Genomic DNA, 20,869 nt, shown 5'->3' on the forward strand with positions numbered 1-20,869 from the left:
GGCGGAGACCGGCGGTGCCGAGCCGACCGCGTCCCGCATGCGAACCCCGGCGGGCGTCAGCCGTCCAGCAGCCAGGTACTGGACGGAAGTGTCTGCTCCCGCGCCGCCGAGCGCAGGTGCTCGCGCAGCACGCTGCGCAACTCCCGTGCCGCTCGCGGCGGTTCGACGTCCTTGCGGTGGGCGACCGCGATGGTGCGGTGCAGCCCGGGCGGGGCGAAGGGGGTGACCCGTAGCCCGGATCGGGCGGCGACCATGGAGGGGATCACGGCGAGGCCGAGCCCAGCTCGGACGAAGCCGAGTACCGCGTCCATCTCACCGCCCTCGACGGTGAAGACGGGGTCGAATCCGGCCGCCCGGCACGCCGAGGTGGTGAACTCACGTAGGTCGTAGCCGCGCCGGAACATCACCAGCGGCTGGTCGCGCAGGTCCTCGATGCGGATCCGGCCGCTGCGGGCCGGGGCGGACGACGGCGCGGAGACCACGACGAGGTCCTCGCGCAGCAGCTCGGTCGCGGCCAGCGCGGGGGCCTGGCCGGGCAGCGGGGTGATGATCAGGGCGAGATCGAGTTCACCGGCCGCCAGCACTCGTACCAGGTCCTGCGAGCCGTCCTCGTGGACCACCAGGTCCACCCCGGGGAAGCGGTCGTGGAAGTCCCGCAGCACATCCGGCACCAGACTGGCGCACAGGCTGGGGGTGGCCCCGAGGCGGACCCGGCCGCGGCGCAGCTGGGCGACCTCCTGCACCTCCCGGCGCGCCGTCTCGGCGTCGGCGAGGATCCGCTGGGCGAGCGGAAGCAGCGCCTCGCCCGCGTCGGTGAGCGTGATGTGACCGCGGGCGCGGTGGAACAGCTCGGCGCCCAACTCCCGTTCCAGGGCCCGGATCTGCTGGGAGAGCGAGGGCTGCGCGACATGCACCCGGGCGGCGGCCCGGGTGAAGTGGCGGGTCTCGGCGACGGCCGCGAAGTACTGGAGCTGGTGCAGCTGCACGGCTGCCACGATAACGCCACACGATAGAGAACGTCTATCGAAACCAGCCGCACCATGTCTTGGACCGATCCACCCTGACCTGCCTACCGTCTGTGTCATGGCACTGGCGACGCGGACGGTCCGACGGCCGTCCACCTTGGCAACCCTGTGGCGGTCGACCGTCGGCAAGAAGACCGTGATGGCCGTCACCGGCGTGATCATGCTGCTGTACCTCGTCGCGCACATGCTGGGAAACCTGAAGATCTTCTTCGGTTCGACGGAGTTCAACGGCTACGCGCACTGGCTGCGCACCATCGGTGAGCCCGCGCTGCACTACAGCTGGTTCCTGTGGATCGTGCGGGTGGTGCTGGCCGCCTCGGTGGTGCTGCACGCGGTGTCCGCGTACCAGCTCAGCCGCCGTGACCTGGCCGCCCGCCCCACGGCCTACGCGCACCGGCGGCCGCGGGCCGGCTACGCGACCCGCACCATGCGGTGGGGCGGCGTGATCCTCGGCCTGTTCATCGTCTGGCACCTGCTGGACCTGACCACCCTGACGGTGAACCCGCGCGGTGAGGCGGGCCATCCGTACCAGAACGTGGTGGCGGACTTCCACAACTGGTACGCCGACGTGGTCTACATCGTCGCGATGCTGGCCCTCGGGCTGCACATCCGGCACGGCTTCTGGAGCGCGGCGCAGACCCTCGGCGCCAACAACGCGCGCCGCGACAGGACGCTCAAGTTCACCGCCAACGCGCTGGCCCTCGTCCTGACCGCGGGATTCGTCGCGGTGCCCGTCTCGGTGATGACCGGAGTGGTGAGCTGACATGACCTCGTACACCGCCTACCTGACCGGCGAGCCGATCGCCGACACCAAGGCCCCGGCGGGGCCGATCGAGGAGCGGTGGGACCGCCGCCGCTTCACCGCGAAGCTGGTCAATCCGGCCAACCGCCGCAAGCACACCGTGATCGTGGTCGGCACCGGCCTCGCGGGCGGCTCCGCCGGTGCCACCCTGGCCGAACAGGGCTACCGCGTCATCCAGTTCTGCTACCAGGACTCACCGCGCCGCGCCCACTCGATCGCCGCCCAGGGCGGCATCAACGCGGCCAAGAACTACCGCAACGACGGCGACTCCATCCACCGGCTGTTCTACGACACCGTCAAGGGCGGCGACTTCCGCGCCCGCGAGTCCAACGTCCGCCGCCTGGCACAGGTCTCGGTGGAGATCATCGACCAGTGCGTGGCGCAGGGCGTGCCGTTCGCCCGCGAGTACGGCGGACTGCTCGACACCCGCTCCTTCGGCGGTGTACAGGTCTCGCGCACGTTCTACGCCCGGGGCCAGACCGGCCAGCAGCTGCTGCTCGGCGCCTACCAGGCGCTGTCCCGGCAGATCGCGGCGGGGAACGTGGAGATGCACGCCCGTACCGAGATGCTGGACCTGATCGTGATCGACGGTCGGGCGCGCGGCATCGTCGCCCGCGACCTGGTCACCGGTGAGATCGCCACGTACTTCGGGGACGCCGTGGTACTGGCCTCCGGCGGCTACGGAAACGTCTTCTACCTGTCGACCAACGCCAAGAACTCCAACGCCACAGCCATCTGGCGGGCGCACCGGCGCGGCGCGTACTTCGCCAACCCGTGCTTCACCCAGATCCACCCCACCTGCATTCCGCGCTCCGGCGAGCACCAGTCGAAACTGACGCTGATGAGCGAGTCGCTGCGCAACGACGGACGGATCTGGGTGCCCAGGGCGAAGGGCGACAACCGCCCGCCGGAGCAGATCCCGGAGGACGAGCGCGACTACTACCTGGAGCGGATCTACCCCTCGTTCGGCAACCTGGTGCCGCGCGACATCGCCTCGCGGGCCGCGAAGAACGTCTGCGACGAGGGACGCGGTGTGGGTCCCGGCGGGCAGGGCGTCTACCTGGACTTCGCCGACGCGATAGCGCGGATGGGACGCGAGAAGGTCGCGGAGAAGTACGGCAACCTCTTCGAGATGTACGAGCGCATCACCGCGGAGAACCCGTACGAGGTGCCGATGCGCATCTATCCGGCGATCCACTACACCATGGGCGGACTGTGGGTGGACTACGACCTGCAGACCACCGTCCCCGGCCTGTTCGCCGTCGGGGAGGCCAACTTCTCCGACCACGGCGCCAACCGGCTCGGCGCCAGCGCGCTGATGCAGGGGCTCGCCGACGGCTACTTCGTGCTGCCCTCCACCATCAACGACTACCTGGCGCGCCATCCGCACGACACCGTCGACCCCCGGCACCCCTCGGTCACCGAGGCGGTCGACGGTGTCACCGCGCGCCTGGAGCGGCTGCTGGCGGTGGACGGCGACCGAACCCCGGACTCCTTCCACCGCGAACTCGGCGAACTGCTCTGGGACAACTGCGGGATGGCGCGCAACGACGCCGGACTGCGCAAGGCGCTTGAGCGGATCCCGGAGCTGCGGGCGGAGTTCTGGCGCCGGGTGAAGGTGCCGGGCAGCGGCGAGGAGCTCAACCAGTCACTTGAGAAGGCCAACCGGATCGCCGACTACTTCGAGCTGGCCGAGCTGATGTGCCTGGACGCCCTGCACCGCGAGGAGTCCTGCGGCGGTCACTTCCGCGAGGAGAGCCAGACCCCGGACGGCGAGGCGGCCCGCGACGACGACCGGTTCTCGTACGCCGCCGCCTGGGAGTTCACCGGTACCGGCGCGCCGCCCGTGCTGCACAAGGAGCAGTTGGTCTTCGAGTACGTCCACCCCACCCAGCGGAGTTACGCATGAGGCTCACCCTGCGCGTCTGGCGCCAGCGCGGCCCGGAACAGCCCGGCGCCATGACCACGTACGAGGTCGACGGCATCAGCGAGGACATGTCGTTCCTGGAGATGCTCGACACGCTCAACGAGCGGCTGATCCTGGACGGCGACGAGCCGGTGGCCTTCGACCACGACTGCCGTGAGGGCATCTGCGGCGCGTGCGGGATGGTGATCAACGGCCAGGCGCACGGCCCGGAGCGCACCACCACCTGCCAGTTGCACATGCGGCACTTCTCGGACGGCGACACCATCGACATCGAACCATGGCGGGCGGCGGCCTTTCCGGTGGTGAAGGACCTGGTGGTGGACCGGTCGGCGTTCGACCGGATCATCGGCTCCGGCGGCTATGTCACCGCGCCGACCGGCAGCGCGCCGGAGGCGCATGCCACGCCGGTGCCCAAGCCCGTCGCCGACACGGCGTTCGAGCACGCCGAGTGCATCGGGTGCGGGGCGTGTGTGGCAGCCTGCCCCAACGGGTCGGCGATGCTGTTCACTTCGGCGAAGGTGGTCCACCTCAACGTCCTGCCACAGGGCGCTCCCGAGCGGGAGAGCCGCGTCCTCGACATGGTCGACACCATGGACGCGGAGGGCTTCGGCGGCTGCACCAACACCGGCGAGTGCGCGCTGGCCTGCCCGAAGGGGATCCCCCTGCAGTCCATCGCCACCATGAACCGCGAGTTCCTGCGCGCCGCCCGCAAGGCGCCCCGCCAGGCATGGCCGGTGTGATCACGGTGCGGGGCGGGGCGTCCTAGACTCCACCGGGACGTTCCGGATCATCCAGTCACCAGGAGGCGGCAAGAGTGCGGCACGACGCGAAAGGCGTGGGGCAGCGGGACGAGGCGGCGTTGGTCGAGTTGGCCGATGGCGTGTCGGCCTACGTACAGCCGCGGGGCGGGTGGTGCGTCAGCAACGCCGGGGTGCTGGTCGGCCGGGAAGCGGTCACGCTGATCGACTGCACGGCCACCGAGTCGAGCGCGCTGCGGCTGCGTTCGGCGGTCGCCGAGCGCACTCCCGCGCCGGTCGGCACCATGGTGCTCACCCACCACCATGGCGACCACCACTACGGCGCCGGGGTGTTCGGCCCGGGCCTGACCGTCGTCGCGCATGAGCGGACCCGGGAGACGATGCTGCGGGAAGGCGTGAACCTGCCCTCGATCTGGCCCGATGTGCGGTGGGGTGACGTTCGGCTGGTGCCGCCGCAGCTGACGTTCACCGACCGGATGACGCTGTATGTCGACGAGCTGCGGGTCGAGTTGATCCATCTGGGCCCGGCGCACACCACGGGGGACGTGGTGGCCTGGCTGCCGGAGCGGCGGGTGCTGTTCACCGGCGACCTCACGTTCTCCCAGAGCACGCCGTTCTGCCTGCAGGGGTCGCTGGACGGCACCCTGGAGGTGCTGGCGGCGCTGCGGGAGTTGGACGCGCAGGTGGTGGTCAGCGGGCACGGTCCGGTCGGCGGCCCGGAGGTGCTGGACGCCAACGCGGAGTACCTGCGCTGGGTGCGCGAGCTGGCCGCCGAGGGCTTCGCCGCCGGACGGGAGCCGTTGGAGGTGGCGCGGGGCGCCGATCTCGGGGCGTTCGCCGGGCTGTTGGAGCCGGAGCGGCTGGTGGCCAACCTCCACCGCGGATACGCGGAGCTGCGCGGCGAGCCGCGCGGCGTCGAACTGCCGCTGCCCCCGATCCTGAAGGACCTGGTCGCCTTCAACGGCGGTAGGCCGCTGTCCTGTTCGGCGTAGCGCTCGTCATGGCGGCCAGCCTGCGGTAGGAGCCGAACATGGCTTCCCGGTCGTAACCGCTCGTCGTCACCAGGAACTCGTCGGCCTCGGTGCGCCCGATCAACGCACCGAGGCCGTCGGCCACTTCCTCCTCCGTACCGAAGATGTGCCCGGTCATGGCGCGTTCGAACTCGGTGCGCTCGCGGCTCGTCATGTCCAGCGCCCGGATCTCCTCGGCGGGTGCCAGCGGCGGGAACTCGCCGTGGGTACGGGAGTACGCGGTGGACCAGGCCTCCGGGACCAGCAACTCGCGTGCGGCCTCGGCGCTGTCGGCGACCGCCACCGTGCCGGAGACGATCACATAGGGCCGGTCCGCCCACGCGGACGGCCGGAAGTGCTCGCGGTAGCCGTCGATGGCCTCCAGCATCCGCCGCTCACCGCGCGCGGCGGCGATCACCAGCGGCAGCCCCGCCTCCGCGGCCACCCGGGCCCCGGCGCCGGTGGCCAGTACGAACGCGGGAACGGTCAGTCCCTCGGCGGGGCGGGCGTGCACCGGGTGCTCACCGGTGAAGTAGCCGAGCAGTTCGGCCAGTTGGGCGGCGAAGTGGTCGGCCGCGTCCTTGTCCCGGCCCAGTGCCCGCCGCACCCCGTCGGTGAACGCCACCGAGCGGCCCAGGCCCATGTCGATCCGGCCGGGGAACAGTGCCGCGAGCACCCCGAACTGCTCGGCCACCACCATCGGTTGGTGGTTGGGCAGCATGACCCCGCCGGTGCCGACCCTGATCCGGCTGGTGGCGGCGGCCACGGCGGCGGCCAGAACGGTGGGCGCCGAGCCCGCGACACCGGGCACGCCGTGGTGCTCGGAGACCCAGAAGCGGTGGTAGCCCCAGGCCTCGGCCTGCCGGGCGAACGCCACGGTGTCGCGCAGCGCACGCGAGGGGTGCCGTCCGCGCCGGGTCCGGGAGCGGTCCAGCACCGACAGCCGGACCGTGGGCGTCTTCAAGGTCACTTACAGCACAACGCCCACGGCCGCCCGGAATTCCCGTCTCAGTCGTCCAGCCAGTGGCTTCGGCCCAGCCGGATCAGCCGCAACTGGCGGCGGGCGATGTTGGCGATGTCCTCCTCGGACTCGGGGTGCTCGGGTGGGACGTCCAGGAAGGCGATGGCGATCATCACCATGTGGTCGACATAGAGGTCGGCGAGCATCCGGACGTCCTGCGGGCTCCAGCCCTCGGACTCCGGCTGTGCCGCGAGGTCGCTCGCCAGCTCCTCGGCGAACAGCCGGAGTTCGTCGGCGATCGCCTCACGCACCGGCTGTACACCGCCGTACCTTTCGCGGGCGATGAAGCGGAAGTGCGGGCGGTGTTCGCGCACATAGCGCGCGATCACCGCGACGGTGCCGTCTATCACCTCGTCGGCCTTGGCCTGCTCGCCGCGGATGGCCCGCACCATCTCGCGCAGCGACCCGAAGGACTCCTCGACCAGTGCGACACCGAGGTCGCCCATGTCGCGGAAGTGCCGGTAGAACCCGGCGGGCGCGACCCCCACCTCACGGGTCAGTTCGCGCAGCCCGAGGCTGCTCAGGCTCTGGTGTTCCAGCAGCCGCAGCCCCGCGTCCAACAGCGCCTGGCGGGTGCGCAGTTTCTGGGCCTGTCTGGCGCCCAGGGGTTTGTGGGCCTGGTCGGCCCCGAGCATGTGACTCACATCATCCAGTAAACAGTCGTTCGCTCGTTTTCGCCAGGCTAGAGTGGTCATGTCAGTGAACAACTGTCATCCCAACTGTTCACTGACTGTTCGGTTCACCGAAGTCCCACGTCTTACGGAGAAGGCCCGTCATGGCTCTCGCCCTGATCGTCATCGCCCTCGGAACCCTTTTCGGCGCGGCGGCCTACGCACCGGCCCCGGTGTTCATCGGCGCCGCCGCGTTGATCGGCGGCTGGCTGCTGGTGTTCTACGTCCGTGAGCGCCTCGCCCGCGCCCGCAACCACTGACCGCTCCCGCATCCGGAAGGGAATCCACCACCATGGACACCGTCGTCCCGGCCCGGACCACGGCCACCGCCCGGCGTTCGGACGCCGACGGCACGGCCGTCGCCTCGTTCATCCTGGGGCTGCTCGGCACCTTCGTGCTGAACATCGTCTTCGGACCGCTCGCCATCATCCTGGCCTCGGTCGCCCTGGTACGCGGCACCCGGCGGCGCGGCCGTGCGCTGCTCGGGCTGTTCCTCGGCATCGCCGACATCGCCATCCTGGTCGCCCTGATCACCGCCCACCAGGACATCGCCTGGACCCCCGGCTTCTGAAACGCCGCCGCTGGCCGAACAAGCGTTTAAGCTCGGCCGGTGACCAACTACCACCGCACGGCGCACCGCCATGGCTGAGTTGATCGCCGTGGCCGCCGATCCGGTGGGGCCGGGCGGACGGCTGCAGGCGCTGGACGGGGACGGCACCCCCGTCTCGGCCGCCGAGCCGGTGCCCGACCTGGCGTCCGCGGTCGCCGGGCGGGAGCAGCGGCTGCGACCCCGCTGGGTGTGGGCGGCCACCGACGATCTGTACCCGCGGCTGCTGGACCGGATCCCGGTGCGGCTGGGCCGCTGCCATGACCTCAAACTCGTCGAGGCCCTGCTGCTCGGCCACGAGGGCGGCCACGGGCAGCCTCGTTCACTGGGCGCGGCCTGGGCACGGCTGCACCGGCTGCCGGTGCCGGATGATCCGCGCGACGGCGGCACCGACGGACAGCCGTCGTTGTTCGCCGCCGACCGTCATCAACTCCCGCCCGATGTGGACCAGTTGACCGCCGTGGTGGCGGTCCACGCCGAGCAGCGGCGGCGGATCGCGGCGGTGGAGCACCCGGAGCGGATGCGGCTGCTGTGCGCGGCGGAGTCGGCGGGCGCGCTGGCCGCGGTGGAGATGGCCAGGGACGGCCTGCCGTGGAGCGCCGCCGTCCATGACGCGCTGCTGACCGAGTTGCTGGGGCCGCGCCCGGCGGGTGGGGCCCGGCCCGAGCGGGTGGAGCGGTTGGCGGCGCGGTTCCAGGAGGCGGTCGGCCGCCCGGTCAACCCGGACTCCCCCGCGCAGGTGCTGGCGGCGTTCGCCCGGGTCGGGGTGAGCCTGCCGTCCACCCGCAGCCATGTGCTGAAGGCGGCCGACCATCCGGCCGCCGCGATCCTGCTGCGCTACAAGGAGCTGTCCCGCGTCCACTCGGCGCATGGCTGGGCGTGGCGCGAGCAGTGGGTGCGCGACGGCAGGTTCCGCCCGGAGTACGTGGTCGGCGGGGTGGTCTCCGGCCGGTGGGCGACGCGCGGCGGTGGCGCGTTGCAGATTCCGCGGCTGCTGCGCTCCGCGGTGGTCGCCGATCCCGGGCACCGTTTGGTGGTGGCCGACGCGGGCCAGTTGGAGCCCCGGGTGCTGGCGGCGATGTCCGGCGACCGCGGGCTGTGCGCCGCGGCGGCGGGCGGCGACATGTACGCGGACCTGGCACGCACCGCGTTCGACGGCGACCGCGGCCGGGCCAAGATCGGGCTGCTGGCCGCGATGTACGGGCAGACCAGCGGCGAGGCCGGGCAACTGCTGGCGATACTGCGCCGCCGATTCCCGGCCGCCATGGCACTGGTCGAGGAGGCGGCGCGCACCGGTGAGGCGGGCGGCGTGGTCCGCTCGCAGTTGGGCCGCACCTCGCCGCGCCCGTCGGACCTGTGGGCGGGAAGCGACGAGGAGTCGGCGGACGGCGTGTCCCCTGCGCTGCGTGCGGCGCGAGCGTGGGGGCGGTTCACTCGTAACTTCACCATCCAGGCCAGCGCCGCCGACTGGGCGCTGGCGGTGCTGGCCGCGCTGCGCCGCAGGCTGGCCGCGCTGGACGGCTACGGCCGCACACCGCCTCGGCTGGTGTTCTTCCAGCACGACGAGGTGATGGTGCACACCCCGGTCGAGTTGTCCGAGGCGGTGGCGGCTGCGGTCGCCGAGTCGGCGCGGGAGGCGAGCCGGCTGGTGTTCGGGGACACCCCGGTGCGCTTCCCGCTGGAGACCAGCGTGGTGGAGTGCTACGCGGACGCCAAGTGAGGCTCACACCTCGGGTGCGGCGGGCGGCTCTCCGTCGACGGCCACCAACGCCACCGTGTCGTAGAACGACAGATGGCCCTTGATCGCCTCGACGCTCGGCAGCGGGTCCTGGTACGACCAGACCACGTCCGCGTGCGTGCCGCTGCCGTCGCCCACGTAACTCCAGTACGAGGCCACGCCCTTGAACGGGCACGTGGTCCGCGTGTCCGTGGACTCGAACAGGGTGAGGTCGACATCCTCCGGCGGCAGGTAGTAACGGACCTTGTGGCCCGTCTCGTACACCAGGACCGGGCGGCGGCTGTCGGCCACCATCCGGCCGTCGATCTCCACCCTGACGTGCTGGGAACCGGGCACCGCGGTAACGCGGTGGCCGTGCTCACGCTCTGACATCACGCCTCCTCATTCCCTCTTCGCACCTTGGGGCAACACCGCTGTCAGGCGGAGTGTTCCACCTCGATCAGCACCTTGCCCACCGCGTTGTCGCGCACCGCGTCATGGGCGTCGGCGGTGCGCTCCAACGGGAACCGGTGCAGCGGCAGTCCCGCCCGCTCACCGACCCGGAACGCGCCGTCCGCCACCGCCGCCGAGACATCGGCGACCGCGTTCTTCTTGGCCTCGTCGGAGACGAAGTACAGCAGCACGCCCTGCCAGCGCAGATTGCCGGTCATCGCCGCCCGCACCGGGATCCGCAGTTCGTCATCGGGGTTGCCCGCGTAGTAGGCGATCACCGCGTTCTGCGCGGCCACCGCGTGGTCCAGCTCGGCGTTGGCCGCCGGAGCCACCTCCACGATGATGTCGACACCCGCGGGCGCGATCTCACGGATCGCCGAAGCGGCGTCCCGCGTACGGTAGTTGACCACATGGTGGGCACCGGCCGCCTTGGCCAGCTCCGCCTTGTACGGACCGCTGACCGTGGTGATCACCGTGGCCCCGGCCCAACGCGCCAACTGGATCGCGGCGTTGCCCACCGCCCCCGCCCCGCCGGCGACCAGCACGGTGCGGCCCGCGAGGCTGCCCGGGGTCAGCCGGGTGGGTCCCCCGTCGGCGACGGTCAGACAGCGGTGCGCGGTGAGCGCCGGGACGCCCAGGCTCGCGCCCAGCTCGAAGGAGGCGTGCTCGGGCAGCGCCACGGCCTGCCGCTGGGGAATGACCAGGTACTGCTGCGCGGTGCCGTCGGCGCGCCGCCAGGCCGCCTCCCACAGCCACACCCGCTCGCCGATCCGGTCGGCGGGCACCCCCTCGCCGACGGCGTCGATGACCCCGGCACCATCCTGGTTGGGCACCTGCCCCTGCTCACCGAGCGGGCCGAACACCGGGGCGGTGCGGGTCTTCCAGTCGGTGGGGTTGACACCGGAGACGTGCACCCGGACCCGGACCTCGCCCGGCCCAGGCTCCGGAATCGGCCGTTCCACAAGGGTGAGGACATCGGAACCGCCGTGCTGGGTGTAGACGATCGACTTCATGTCCCCGTACAAGTCACCCGGCGGCCGGATTCTTCCCGTCCGGCAGCCGGGCCGCGAGATACGGCGCGGTACGGCTGGCGGGCTCGGCGGCGACCTGGGCGGGGGTGCCCGCGGCCACGATCCGGCCGCCCTCGTCGCCACCGCCCGGGCCGAGGTCGATGACCCAGTCGGCGGCGGCCACCACATCCATGTCGTGCTCCACGACGACCACCGAGTTCCCCGCCGCCACCAGCTCGGACAACTGGCGCATCAGCACCTCGGTGTCGGCCGGATGCAGTCCGGTGGTCGGCTCGTCCAGCAGGTACAGGGTGTGCCCGCGATCGCGGCGGGTGGCCCGCTGCAGCTCGGCCGCGAGCTTGACGCGCTGCGCCTCGCCGCCGGACAGCTCGGTGGCGGGCTGGCCCAGCCTCAGATAGCCGAGGCCCACCTGGCGCAGCGTGCGCAGGCTGCGAACCGCGGCGGGCACGTCGGCGAGGAAGTCGGCCGCCGCGTCGACCGTCAGCTCCAGCACGTCGGCGATGGAGGCACCCCGGTACGTCACCTCCAGGGTCTGCGGGTTGTAGCGGCTGCCGTGGCACTCCGTACAGGGCGCGTAGCCACCCGGCAGGAACAGCAGCTCCACGCTGACGAAGCCCTCGCCCTGGCAGGTCTCGCAGCGGCCACCCGCGACGTTGAACGAGAAGCGGCTGGCGGTGTAGCCGCGCGCCTTCGCCTCCTCGGTCGCCGCGAACAGCTTCCGTACCGCGTCGAACAGCCCGGTGTAGGTGGCGAGGTTGGACCTCGGGGTACGGCCGATGGGCTTCTGGTCGACACACACGAGCCGGTGGACGGCCGACAGCCCCTCGACGGCGGCTACTTGTCGAGCCGTCAGGTCGGCTGTCGTCTCCTCGGCCTGGGCGGCGGTGCCCAGGTGTTCCGCCAGCGCCTCGGCGAGGACCTGGCTGATCAGCGTCGACTTGCCGGACCCGGACACTCCGGTGACGGCGGTGAACACGCCGAGCGGTACGTCCGCGTCCAGGTCGCGCAGATTGTGCCGGGTGACACCGCGCAGCCGCAGCCACGCCGAGGGTCGGCGGGGCCTGCGGGCCGCCTCGGCGCCGGGCGGCGTACGGAACAGGAAGCGCCGGGTGGCCGACTCATGGACGTCCCGCAGCGCGGGGACCGGGCCGCTGTGCAGGATCCGCCCGCCCCGCTCCCCCGCGTGCGGCCCCACGTCGACCAGCCAGTCCGCGCGGCGCACCAGGTCCATGTCGTGCTCGACCACCAGCAGCGAGTTCCCCGCGGCGATCAGCCGTTCCAGCACGGTGAGCAGCGCGACGGTGTCCGCCGGATGCAGCCCGGCCGACGGCTCGTCCAGCACGTACACCACGCCGAACAGGCCGGACCTCAACTGCGTTGCCAGCCGCAGCCGTTGCAGCTCGCCCGCGGACAGCGTGGTGGTGGCCCGGTCCATTCCCAGGTAGCCGAGGCCGAGTTCGGTCAGCACCTCGATGCGCGCGACCAGGTCGCGGGCGATGGTCCGGGCCACGCCGTCGCCGGGGGCGTCGGCGGTCGGCCGCAGCACCTCGGCGAGCCGGGCCAGCGGCATCGCCGCCAACCGTGCGATGTCGTACCCGGCGAAGGTGACCGCCAGCGCCTCCGGCCGCAGCCTGCGCCCGTCGCACACCGGGCACCGCTCACTGACCAGGAACCGCTCGGCACGGGCGCGCAGCGCGGGGCTCTTGGAGTCGGCGAAGGTGTGCAGCACATACCGCCGTGCGCTCTGGTAGGTGCCCTGGTACGGGCGTTGGATGCGGTCCGCCTCCCGTACCGGGTGAACGGTGACCACCGGCTGCTCGTCGGTGAACAGGATCCAGTCGCGGTCCCGTTGCGGCAGTTCGCGCCAGGGGCGGTCGGTGTCGTAGCCGAGGGCGTCCAGGATGTCCCGCAGGTTCTTGCCCTGCCAGGCGCCCGGCCAGGCGGCGATCGCGCCCTCGCGGATGCTGAGCCCCGGGTCCGGCACCAGCGAGCGTTCGGTGACGCGATGCACCGTGCCCAGACCGTGGCACTCGGGGCAGGCGCCCGCCGCGGTGTTCGGCGAGAACGCGTCGGAGTCCAGCCGTTCGCCCGCGTCGTGCGGATACGTTCCGGCGCGCGAGAGCAGCATCCGCAGCGAGTTGGACAGCGTCGTCACGGTGCCCACCGAGGAGCGCGAGGTCGGCGCGGAACGGCGCTGCTCCAGCGCCACCGCGGGCGGCAGCCCGGTGATCTCGCCGACCTTGGGCACCCCCACCTGGTGGATCAGCCGCCGGGCGTACGGCGCGACGGACTCGAAGTAGCGGCGCTGCGCCTCCGCGTAGATCGTCCCGAAGGCGAGTGAGGACTTGCCGGAGCCGGACACCCCGGTGACCACGACCAGCGCGTCGCGCGGCAGGTCCACATCGACACCGCGCAGGTTGTGCTCACGCGCGCCGCGGACCCGCACGAACGGATCGTGCGGGTCGTGCGCCGGCGGTACGGAGGCGGCTGGGGCCGGGTCGGTCATCGGTGCTCGTCTCCGTGGCTCTGCGTCAGGGATTCGCGGTGATTTTACGGTTTGGTTCGCAAGTCCTCCGCGCCGCGCGGGTCACGGCCGCGACACCAGACGGTAGCCGTCGCCGTCCCGCCGTACGCGACCGCCGGTCGGCGGGGCGAAATGGGTGCCGAGCAGCAGCGTGTCGGTCTGCGCGACCTCGGCCAGCAGTGCCTGGCGGGTGCGCACGGCCTGCGCCGGGTCGGTGTCGAAGACGCTGCACACCTCGGTCCTGGCCAGCTGTACCGGATGGTGCATGCAGTCCGCGGTGATCAGCGCCGCGCCGCCCGCCCCGGCCAGCCGCACCGTGACCTGCCCGGGGGTGTGGCCCGGCGCCGGTAGCAGGGTGAGCCCGGGAACGACCTCAAGACCGGTGGGCGGTACGTCCACCAGATCCAGCAGGCCGCTGTCGCGCACCGGGTCGACGGACTCGGTGAACATCCGCCGCCGCTCCGGCGGGAGATCGGCCGAATACCAGTACTCGTACTCGACGCGGGTCGTCAGATAGCGGGCGTTGCGGAAGGTGGGCACCCAACGGCCGTTGTCCAGGCGGGTGTTCCAGCCGATGTGGTCGGCGTGCAGATGGGTGTTGACCACCAGGTCGACGCTCTCCGGCGGAAAGCCGATGGCGGCCAGCCGGTCGAGGAACGGGGTGTCCAGGCCGCTCCACCGCGGGTTCGGCAGCGTCTTTCCGTTGCCGATCCCGGTGTCGACCAGGACCTTGCGGCCCGCGACCTCCACCGCGAACGTCTGGACGGCGCCGACGAGTTCACCGGACGCGTCGACGTGGTCGGGGGCCAGCCACGGGGTGCGCGGCACGAGATCGGACGGCAGGTCGGCGAAAACCCGGGGACCCATGCCGGTGAGCGCCAGCTCGTCCACGCGGTGCACGGTGATGGCGCCGATCCGCCAGCTCGCCGCCGGGCCCTCGAAGTCCTGAGTCGCTGTCATGCGCCGATCCTAGGAGGCGCCTGCGGGCGTGACGCGGACGCCGATGTCGGCCGGCGGCGCCCTGGCTCGGATTAGGCTCTTCGCCTGGGTTCCGGCCCTTCCCATCCCATACCGCCCGGAGGACAACCGACCGTGCGTGACGAGACGATCAGCGGATTCCTGGAGCGACTGGCCGCGCGGCAGCCGGCCCCCGGCGGCGGTGCGTCGGCCGCGCTGCACGCTGCGCAGGGGGCGGCCCTGCTGGGCATGGTGGCCCGCTACACCACCGGTGCCAAGTACGCGGAACACCACGAGGCCATCGAGCGGATCATCACCGCGACCGACGAACTGCGGGCGGCGGCCCTGCAACTCGCGCAGGACGACGCGGCGGCGTTCGGGGCCGTGGCGGACGCGTACCGGTTGCCCAAGGGCACCGACGAGGAGAAGGCGGCGCGCTCGGCCGCCATCGCCGCGGCCCTCGTCGGCGCCGCCTGGCCGCCCTCGGAGGTCATCGGCGTCGCCGAGCAGGTGGTGACCGCGGCGGAAGGACTGCTCCCGGTGGGCAACCGCAACGTCCTGTCCGACGTCGCCGCCGCGGTCGAGGCCGCCCGCGCGGCGGCCACCACCGCCCGGGTCAACATCGAGGTCAACCTGGGCGGCATCACCGACGAGCGGGCGCGCGCCGAACTGGCCGAGGTGGCCGGCGAGGTGGACGGCATCGCGACCCGCGCCGACCGGGTCACCGCCACGGTACGCGCGGAGATCGCCGAATGACCGCCACCGCCCTGTACGGCAGGGAGCTCGCCGCCGCCATCCGTGCCGAGACCACCGAGCGGGCGGCGGCCCTGACCGCCTCCGGCCGTCCGCCGAAGCTGGCGGTGGTGGTGGCGACGGCCGACGAGTCCAGTGCCTGGTACGTGCGGTCCATCGCCAAGGCGGCCGGGCAGAGCGGCATCGCCTGCGACATCGTCGACCTCGGGCCCGACGCGGCGGCGGACACCATCGTGGCGGCTCTCGACCGCCTCAGCGCGGATGGCTCGGTGCACGGGGTGATGCTGCAGACGCCGCTGCCCGGCGGCGCCGCGTTGGAGGAGCTGGCCGGTGCCATCGCGTTCGGCAAGGACGTGGACGGCGCGAATCCGCTCAGCCTCGGCCGGTTGGCGGCCGGACTGCCCGCCCATCCTCCGGCCACCGCCGAGGCGGTGGTGGCGTTGCTCGACCACTACGGCGTCGAACTGGCCGGACGGCGGGTCGCGGTGGTCGGCCGCTCCACGGTGGTGGGCAAGCCGCTCGCGCACCTGCTGCTGGACCGGAACGCCACGGTCACCGTCTGCCATTCGCGCACCGTCGACCTGCCGGGCGTCACCTCGACCGCGGACGTGGTCGTGGCGGCCGCAGGGCGGCCCGGACTGATCACCGCGGACCATGTCCGCCCCGGCGCGACCGTGATCGACGTCGGCACCAACCCGACGCCCGACGGCGGGCTGACCGGTGACGTGGACGCCGAGGCGGTCGTCCACCGCGCGGCGGCGCTCACCCCGGTCCCGGGCGGCGTGGGACCGGTCACCACGGCGCTCCTGCTCCGCCACACGGTGAGGGCCGCGGCCGACCGCTGAGCTGGATGGACGGACGCCAGACCCCCGCGTTGGCGCCCGTCCACAGGTCTATGGATACGCCCCGCGACGTCAGCGGGCCGTAAAGGCGCCAGGAGGGGGCCGGTACCGCCTGTGGGGCGGCACCGGCCGTCAACACGCCGTAAAAATAGGCTGGTTGCCGGTATGGGTGGCGCTAACGTCCCGGCGCTTCGAGGCGCCGTGCGCCTTCCGCTGGACAGGCTCAAGCGGGAGGTGAGCCCAATGGCTTCGGTGCACTGGGTGCGAGTGGCGCGGCGTGGCTCCCGGCCGCGTACGTTGATCGGTGATCTTGTGTTGCCGGTCGGGTACGCGTCGGCGGCAGTGCTGGCCGCCGCCCTCGCGTTGGGTGGCGGGCGCGGTCACCCGTGGTTCTCGATGGCGGTCTTCGCCGTGCTCACCGCCGGGGTCGCCGCGCAGACCACGAGGATGGTGTGGGCTCCGGCGGTGGCGGTGGTCTGCTGGCTGTTCTTCGACGGGTTCCTCGTCAACCGCCAGGGCGAACTGGCCTGGCGGTCGACGGACCGCGCCGGGCTCGTCGTCCTGCTGGTCGCGGCTCTCGTCGGAGCCGTGGCCGCGGCGCTCGACCGGCGCCGGAACCAGTAGTGGGGCGGGTCCGGCGGACCCGCCCCACATGGGCGGTTACTGCTCGTGGGCCAGGTCCACGTCGAACCCTTCACGCCCGGTGGTGTCGAGCTGCACCTGGGTGGCGACCGGCGGGTACCCGCTGGCGATCACCGTGTACTGGCCGCGCTCCAGGTCACTGAACCCGTACACGCCGTCGGCCCCCGTGGTCGAGGTGCCGACCACGTTGCCGGCCGGGTCGAGCAGGGTCACCCTGGCCGCGTCCAGCGGCGCACCGTCCGGCGTGCGCACCGTGCCGCGGATGCGGGCGCCCGGCGAGAGCCGCACCTCGTACCAGTTGGGCGTGCCGCTCACCACCTCGACGGGCAGTGCGGCCGGGCGGTGCCCGTCGGCGCTGACCGCGAGCGTGTAGCTGCCCGGAACCAGTTCACCGAAGGAGAAGTCGCCCTCCGCTCCGGCGGCGCCGGAGGCAACGACCTCGCCGCGCACATCGGTGGCCACCACCAGCGCGCCCGGCAGCGGTTCGCCGTCCGTCGCGTCGCGTACCGCACCGGTCAGACCGGCCGCACCGCTGAGCGTGAGGTCGAAGTCGACCGGGGCGTCGCCGAGCACCACGGTGGCCGCCTGCGGCTGACGGGCCCCGGCGGAGCCGATCAGCACATAGGTGCCGCTACCGGGCGCGTCGAGAGCGTACCGGCCGTCGGCCTGGGTGGTGGTACGGCCGAGCTGGCGCCCGCCGACGTCGATCAGGGTGATCACGGCCTGCGGGACGGGGGCGCCCTCGCCGTCCGTGACCAGACCGCGTACCGACAGACCGGTGCGGTCCAACAGGGCCGTGGCGGCGGCCAGTTCGACGGCTTCCGTCGGTCCGCCCTCCCGCCGGTGGGCGCCGCTGCCGGGCTCGACGGCCACGGCCGCGGCCTGCTCCACGGTCGGTGCGGCGGACGGCTCGCCGGCATCCCCGGCCGACTCCGCCGCCTCGGCGGCGCGGGCCTGGAGGCCGGAGACCTGGCGCAGCGGGACCTCCTTGATGAACAGCATCAGCAGGAAGGCCACCGCGACCACGACGGCACCCAGCAGGAAGACGGTGTGCATCGAGTCGGCGAAGCCCTGCTTGAAGGGCTCGGCCAGCCGCGGGTCCAGCTTCTGGATGAACGACGAGTCGTTGAGCACACCTGAGGAGCCGCCGGCCGCCCCGGGGTGCTTCAGCATGCTCAGCACGGGCTGGTTGGCGGAGTTGGACAGCACCGACGGGTCCTGCAGCGCCGCCTGGAACCAGTCGGTGTGCACCGCTGCCTTGAACGCCGAGGAGATCTTGCCGCCGACGTTGCTGAAGAGCACCGACAGGAAGATCGCGGTACCGGCGGTGGCTCCCATCTGCCGGAAGAAGGTGGACGAGGCGGTCGCCACGCCCATGTCCTTCGGCGGCACGGCGTTCTGCACCGCGAGCACCAGGGTCTGCAGACATCCGCCCAGGCCGAGGCCGAAGACGAGCATGTAGACCATGGTCTGCCACAGCGGGGTGTCCCACTGCACCTCGCGGTAGAACAGCAGCATCGAGGCAACCATCAGCAGGGTGCCGATGACGGGGAAGATCTTGTAGCGCCCGGTCCTGGACGTCACCTGGCCGGAGACGACCGAGGCAATGATCATGCCGAGCATCAACGGCAGCATTTCCAGACCGGACTTGGTCGGGCTGGCGCCCTTAACGATCTGGAGGTACTGCGGGATCATCAGCATTCCGCCGAACATGCCCATACCGATGAGCACGGACAGCAGGCTGGTCTTGCTGAAGGTGCCGTTGCGGAACAGCCGCATCGGGATCAGCGCGTCGTCGCCGATCCACCGCTCCACGAAGATCCAGGCGATGATGCCGACAGCGCCGATCGCGTAGCAGACGACGGACTTCGTGGAGCCCCAGCCCCAGTCGCGGCCCTGCTCCGCGACGAGCAGCAGCGGCACCACGCCGATGGCGATGGTGACGGCGCCCCACCAGTCGATGCGGTGCTCGCGGCGGGTGTGCGGGATGTTGAGCACCTTGGCGACGACGAACAGCGCGACGATGCCGATCGGCACGTTGACCAGGAACACCCAGCGCCAGCCGGTGATGCCCAGCAGGGAGCTCTGGCCGGCCAGGAAGCCGCCGATCAGCGGTCCGGCGACGCTCGATGTGGCGAAGGTGGCGAGCATGTAGCCCTGGTAGCGGGCGCGCTCACGGGGCGGCACGATGTCACCGATGATCGCCAGGGCGAGCGACATCAGACCACCCGCGCCGATGCCCTGGAACGCCCGGAAGGCGGCCAGCTCGGTCATCGAGGTGGAGAAGGTGCACATCGCCGAGCCGACGATGAACACGCTGATCGCGGTGAGGAAGTACGGCTTGCGCCCGTGCAGGTCGGACAGCTTGCCGTACAGCGGCGTGGCGATCGTGGAGGTGATCAGGTACGCGGTGGTGGCCCAGGCCTGCTGGCTCAGTCCGTGCAGGTCGTCGGCGATGGTGCGGATCGAGGTGCTGACGATGGTCTGGTCCAAAGCGGCCAGGAACATGCCGAGCATGAGGCCGCTGAGGATGGTCAGGATCTGCCGGTGGCTCATGCCGCCCGGCGAGGGTATCGCCTTGGGCTCCGCGGTCGGCGGAGACGCGGACGTGCTCATACGTGTATTTCTCCCTGCTTCGCCGCGGTGCCCGCGTGTCCCCCGGGGCAGAGCCGCGCCTGTTGTTGTTCCACCAAGTCGTCGTTGAGTCGTGCCATGAGCCGGATCAGCTCACGGCGGTCCTCAGCCGGCCAGGGCTCCAGGAGCTCGGCCAGTTCCGCGTCGCGCTGGCGCTGGTAGTGCTCGAACGCCGCGCGCCCGGCCTCGGTCGCGGTCAGCAGCGACCCTCGCCGGTCCTCCGGGTCCGGTCGGCGTTCGACCAGCCCCCGCTCCACCAGGGAGCGCACCTGCCGACTGACGGTCGACAGGTCGAGGAAGGCGTCCGCGGCCAGATCGGTCGCCCTGCGCTCGCCACCGATCACCAGTCTGGCGAGCAGTACCCGGTCAGCGGCGCCCGGCTCGTGCTTGGCGCGCTGCTTCCAGGCCGCGATCAGCCGGGTGAGCCGTACCAGCTCGGTACCGAGACCGGCCGCCGCTTCGGGCAGCCCCGCCTGGTCCGTCCCCTCGCCCATCGCCTTCCGCCTCCACAGTGTATTGCTTGTATCCAGCAAGCTAGTCTAACCCGCTCCGGAGCGCCTCTAGCACGCGGGGAGTGAATTTGTCATAAGAACCGGGCGCGACCCGCGGCTCCTCGAAGATCACCGAGCGTTCGACGCGCATCACGGGACGCCACTCCACCCATGGCCCTGGTTTCCGGCGCGTCACCGGACAGGAGTAGTGTGCCGCCCCTCTCACAGGCTCGCGGCGCAACGGGGGCGCCGCCAGGGGAAGTTGAAGGAGAGCACATGACCAGAGCGAGCCGTGGCGGCAGGAGATCGGGCGTCGTCGCCGCTGCCGTCCTCACGGCCCTGCTCGGGAGCGGCGTACTCGCCGCGCCCGCCTCAGCACATGTCCCGGGATGGTCGGTGACCTGCGACAAGGTCTCGATCGGCCTCACCTACTACAACGCTCGCGCCACGAACACGGTGACGGTCAAGGCCGACGGCAGGGATCTGCTGCCGACGACCGAGTTCGGCGACGCCTATCACAACTCGCTCCGACTGCCCGCGCACACCGGCCCGTTGCAGGTGGAGCTGATCGTGCGGGCCGGTGACGACCAGCGGTACAGCGTGGACCAGACCAAGACCGCGCCGGTGTGCGCGAGCACCTCGCCGTCGCCCAGCCCCACCCCGTCCAGCGCGCCGCCGTCCAGCAGCCCGCTGCCCACCGTCACGGCGACGCTCAGCTCCTCTCCGTCCGCCGTCGCACCGGTCCCCTCGCCCTCGAAGTCGGGCGGCCTGGCCGAGACCGGTGGCTCCAGCGCCACACCGGTCGTCGCCGGTGCCGCGGCCGCCGTGCTGGCCGCCGGTGGCGCACTGCTGGTGCTGGGCCGCAGGCGCCGGGCGCACGGCTCGCACGCCGCCCGCTGACCCTGTAGGGCCCGGGCGGGGCGTGCGGGTTCGCCGCCGCGTCCGGGCCAAACGGGTCTCGTTTCAGCCCTGTTCGGTCGCTCGTCGGCCATTCTTCGCCATGT

Annotated in this window: 20 protein-coding genes; 11 read left to right on the forward strand and 9 right to left on the reverse strand. The window is 71.9% G+C overall.

The window, feature by feature from the left end; genetic code table 11:
* Positions 1-56: 56 nt before the first annotated feature.
* A complete protein-coding gene (locus tag P3G67_RS07685; protein ID WP_276092766.1) occupies positions 57-986 on the reverse strand; it encodes a LysR family transcriptional regulator in 930 nt (309 codons plus the stop codon).
* A 97-nt stretch (positions 987-1,083) separates the two neighbouring features.
* On the opposite strand from P3G67_RS07685, the gene P3G67_RS07690 reads away from it, so the two are divergent.
* The 4 genes from P3G67_RS07690 (at position 1,084) to P3G67_RS07705 (ending at position 5,504) form a co-directional block, all read left to right on the forward strand.
* Positions 1,084-1,788 (forward strand): succinate dehydrogenase cytochrome b subunit, encoded by a 705-nt coding sequence (locus P3G67_RS07690; RefSeq protein ID WP_269855110.1) that lies wholly within the window; start codon positions 1,084-1,086, stop codon positions 1,786-1,788.
* Between the two features lies 1 nt (position 1,789).
* Entirely contained in the window at positions 1,790-3,736 is a 1,947-nt protein-coding gene (locus P3G67_RS07695; RefSeq protein WP_269855111.1) for a fumarate reductase/succinate dehydrogenase flavoprotein subunit, read from the forward strand.
* Positions 3,733-4,494 carry a succinate dehydrogenase/fumarate reductase iron-sulfur subunit gene (locus tag P3G67_RS07700; protein ID WP_276092767.1) on the forward strand — a complete coding sequence of 254 codons (762 nt, stop codon included), beginning with the start codon at positions 3,733-3,735 and terminating at the stop codon, positions 4,492-4,494. Before P3G67_RS07695 ends, P3G67_RS07700 begins: the two co-directional genes overlap by 4 nt.
* Positions 4,495-4,568: 74 nt before the next feature.
* On the forward strand, positions 4,569-5,504 hold the full coding sequence (locus P3G67_RS07705; protein WP_276092768.1) for an MBL fold metallo-hydrolase: 936 nt from the start codon (positions 4,569-4,571) through the stop codon (positions 5,502-5,504).
* Here P3G67_RS07705 and P3G67_RS07710 read toward each other — a convergent pair.
* Both P3G67_RS07710 and P3G67_RS07715 read right to left on the reverse strand, forming a co-directional pair.
* Positions 5,470-6,492: an LLM class flavin-dependent oxidoreductase gene (locus tag P3G67_RS07710; RefSeq protein ID WP_276092769.1), complete on the reverse strand. Its 1,023-nt coding sequence runs from the start codon at positions 6,490-6,492 to the stop codon at positions 5,470-5,472. The two genes, P3G67_RS07705 and P3G67_RS07710, sit on opposite strands and share 35 nt — an antisense overlap.
* Before the next feature lie 38 nt (positions 6,493-6,530).
* Positions 6,531-7,178, reverse strand: coding sequence for a TetR family transcriptional regulator (locus tag P3G67_RS07715; RefSeq protein WP_269855167.1), 648 nt, complete (start codon positions 7,176-7,178; stop codon positions 6,531-6,533).
* Between the two features lie 140 nt (positions 7,179-7,318).
* Here P3G67_RS07715 and P3G67_RS07720 point away from each other — a divergent pair, with 140 nt between their 5' ends.
* The 3 genes from P3G67_RS07720 (at position 7,319) to P3G67_RS07730 (ending at position 9,541) form a co-directional block, all read left to right on the forward strand.
* Positions 7,319-7,474 (forward strand): hypothetical protein, encoded by a 156-nt coding sequence (locus tag P3G67_RS07720; RefSeq protein WP_269855115.1) that lies wholly within the window; start codon positions 7,319-7,321, stop codon positions 7,472-7,474.
* Positions 7,475-7,506: 32 nt separating this feature from the next.
* Complete coding sequence (locus P3G67_RS07725; RefSeq protein ID WP_269855116.1) at positions 7,507-7,785, forward strand: DUF4190 domain-containing protein; 279 nt, start codon at positions 7,507-7,509, stop codon at positions 7,783-7,785.
* A gap of 70 nt (positions 7,786-7,855) precedes the next feature.
* Positions 7,856-9,541, forward strand: coding sequence for a bifunctional 3'-5' exonuclease/DNA polymerase (locus P3G67_RS07730; protein WP_276092770.1), 1,686 nt, complete (start codon positions 7,856-7,858; stop codon positions 9,539-9,541).
* A gap of 3 nt (positions 9,542-9,544) precedes the next feature.
* Here the strand turns inward: P3G67_RS07730 and P3G67_RS07735 are convergent, their stop codons facing one another.
* The 4 genes from P3G67_RS07735 to P3G67_RS07750 all read right to left on the reverse strand — a co-directional run bounded on the left by P3G67_RS07735 (position 9,545) and on the right by P3G67_RS07750 (position 14,506).
* The gene (locus P3G67_RS07735) at positions 9,545-9,931 is read right to left on the reverse strand and encodes a DUF427 domain-containing protein (protein ID WP_276092771.1); all 387 of its coding nucleotides are present in this window, start codon (positions 9,929-9,931) and stop codon (positions 9,545-9,547) included.
* Between the two features lie 44 nt (positions 9,932-9,975).
* A complete protein-coding gene (locus P3G67_RS07740; RefSeq protein WP_276092772.1) occupies positions 9,976-11,004 on the reverse strand; it encodes an NADPH:quinone reductase in 1,029 nt (342 codons plus the stop codon).
* A gap of 13 nt (positions 11,005-11,017) precedes the next feature.
* The gene (uvrA, locus tag P3G67_RS07745) at positions 11,018-13,528 is read right to left on the reverse strand and encodes an excinuclease ABC subunit UvrA (RefSeq protein ID WP_276092773.1); all 2,511 of its coding nucleotides are present in this window, start codon (positions 13,526-13,528) and stop codon (positions 11,018-11,020) included.
* Between the two features lie 81 nt (positions 13,529-13,609).
* Positions 13,610-14,506: an MBL fold metallo-hydrolase gene (locus P3G67_RS07750; protein WP_276092774.1), complete on the reverse strand. Its 897-nt coding sequence runs from the start codon at positions 14,504-14,506 to the stop codon at positions 13,610-13,612.
* Between the two features lie 132 nt (positions 14,507-14,638).
* Here P3G67_RS07750 and P3G67_RS07755 point away from each other — a divergent pair, with 132 nt between their 5' ends.
* The 3 genes from P3G67_RS07755 (at position 14,639) to P3G67_RS07765 (ending at position 16,722) form a co-directional block, all read left to right on the forward strand.
* Positions 14,639-15,259 (forward strand): cyclodeaminase/cyclohydrolase family protein, encoded by a 621-nt coding sequence (locus P3G67_RS07755; protein WP_276092775.1) that lies wholly within the window; start codon positions 14,639-14,641, stop codon positions 15,257-15,259.
* A complete protein-coding gene (locus tag P3G67_RS07760; RefSeq protein WP_276092776.1) occupies positions 15,256-16,101 on the forward strand; it encodes a bifunctional 5,10-methylenetetrahydrofolate dehydrogenase/5,10-methenyltetrahydrofolate cyclohydrolase in 846 nt (281 codons plus the stop codon). The genes P3G67_RS07755 and P3G67_RS07760 overlap by 4 nt, the downstream gene beginning before the upstream one ends.
* 240 nt (positions 16,102-16,341) lie before the next feature.
* The gene (locus tag P3G67_RS07765; RefSeq protein ID WP_276092777.1) at positions 16,342-16,722 is read left to right on the forward strand and encodes a DUF4118 domain-containing protein; all 381 of its coding nucleotides are present in this window, start codon (positions 16,342-16,344) and stop codon (positions 16,720-16,722) included.
* Positions 16,723-16,758: 36 nt separating this feature from the next.
* Here the strand turns inward: P3G67_RS07765 and P3G67_RS07770 are convergent, their stop codons facing one another.
* Positions 16,759-19,356, reverse strand: a complete 2,598-nt coding sequence (locus tag P3G67_RS07770; protein WP_276092778.1) for an MFS transporter — start codon at positions 19,354-19,356, stop codon at positions 16,759-16,761.
* On the reverse strand, positions 19,353-19,868 hold the full coding sequence (locus P3G67_RS07775; RefSeq protein WP_269855126.1) for a MarR family winged helix-turn-helix transcriptional regulator: 516 nt from the start codon (positions 19,866-19,868) through the stop codon (positions 19,353-19,355). Before P3G67_RS07775 ends, P3G67_RS07770 begins: the two co-directional genes overlap by 4 nt.
* 273 nt (positions 19,869-20,141) lie before the next feature.
* On the opposite strand from P3G67_RS07775, the gene P3G67_RS07780 reads away from it, so the two are divergent.
* A complete protein-coding gene (locus tag P3G67_RS07780; protein WP_276092779.1) occupies positions 20,142-20,765 on the forward strand; it encodes an LAETG motif-containing sortase-dependent surface protein in 624 nt (207 codons plus the stop codon).
* Positions 20,766-20,869 lie beyond the last annotated feature (104 nt).

Origin of the sequence: Streptomyces silvisoli, assembly GCF_029269905.1 — a bacterium.
Lineage (GTDB): Bacteria > Actinomycetota > Actinomycetes > Streptomycetales > Streptomycetaceae > Streptantibioticus_A > Streptantibioticus_A silvisoli_A.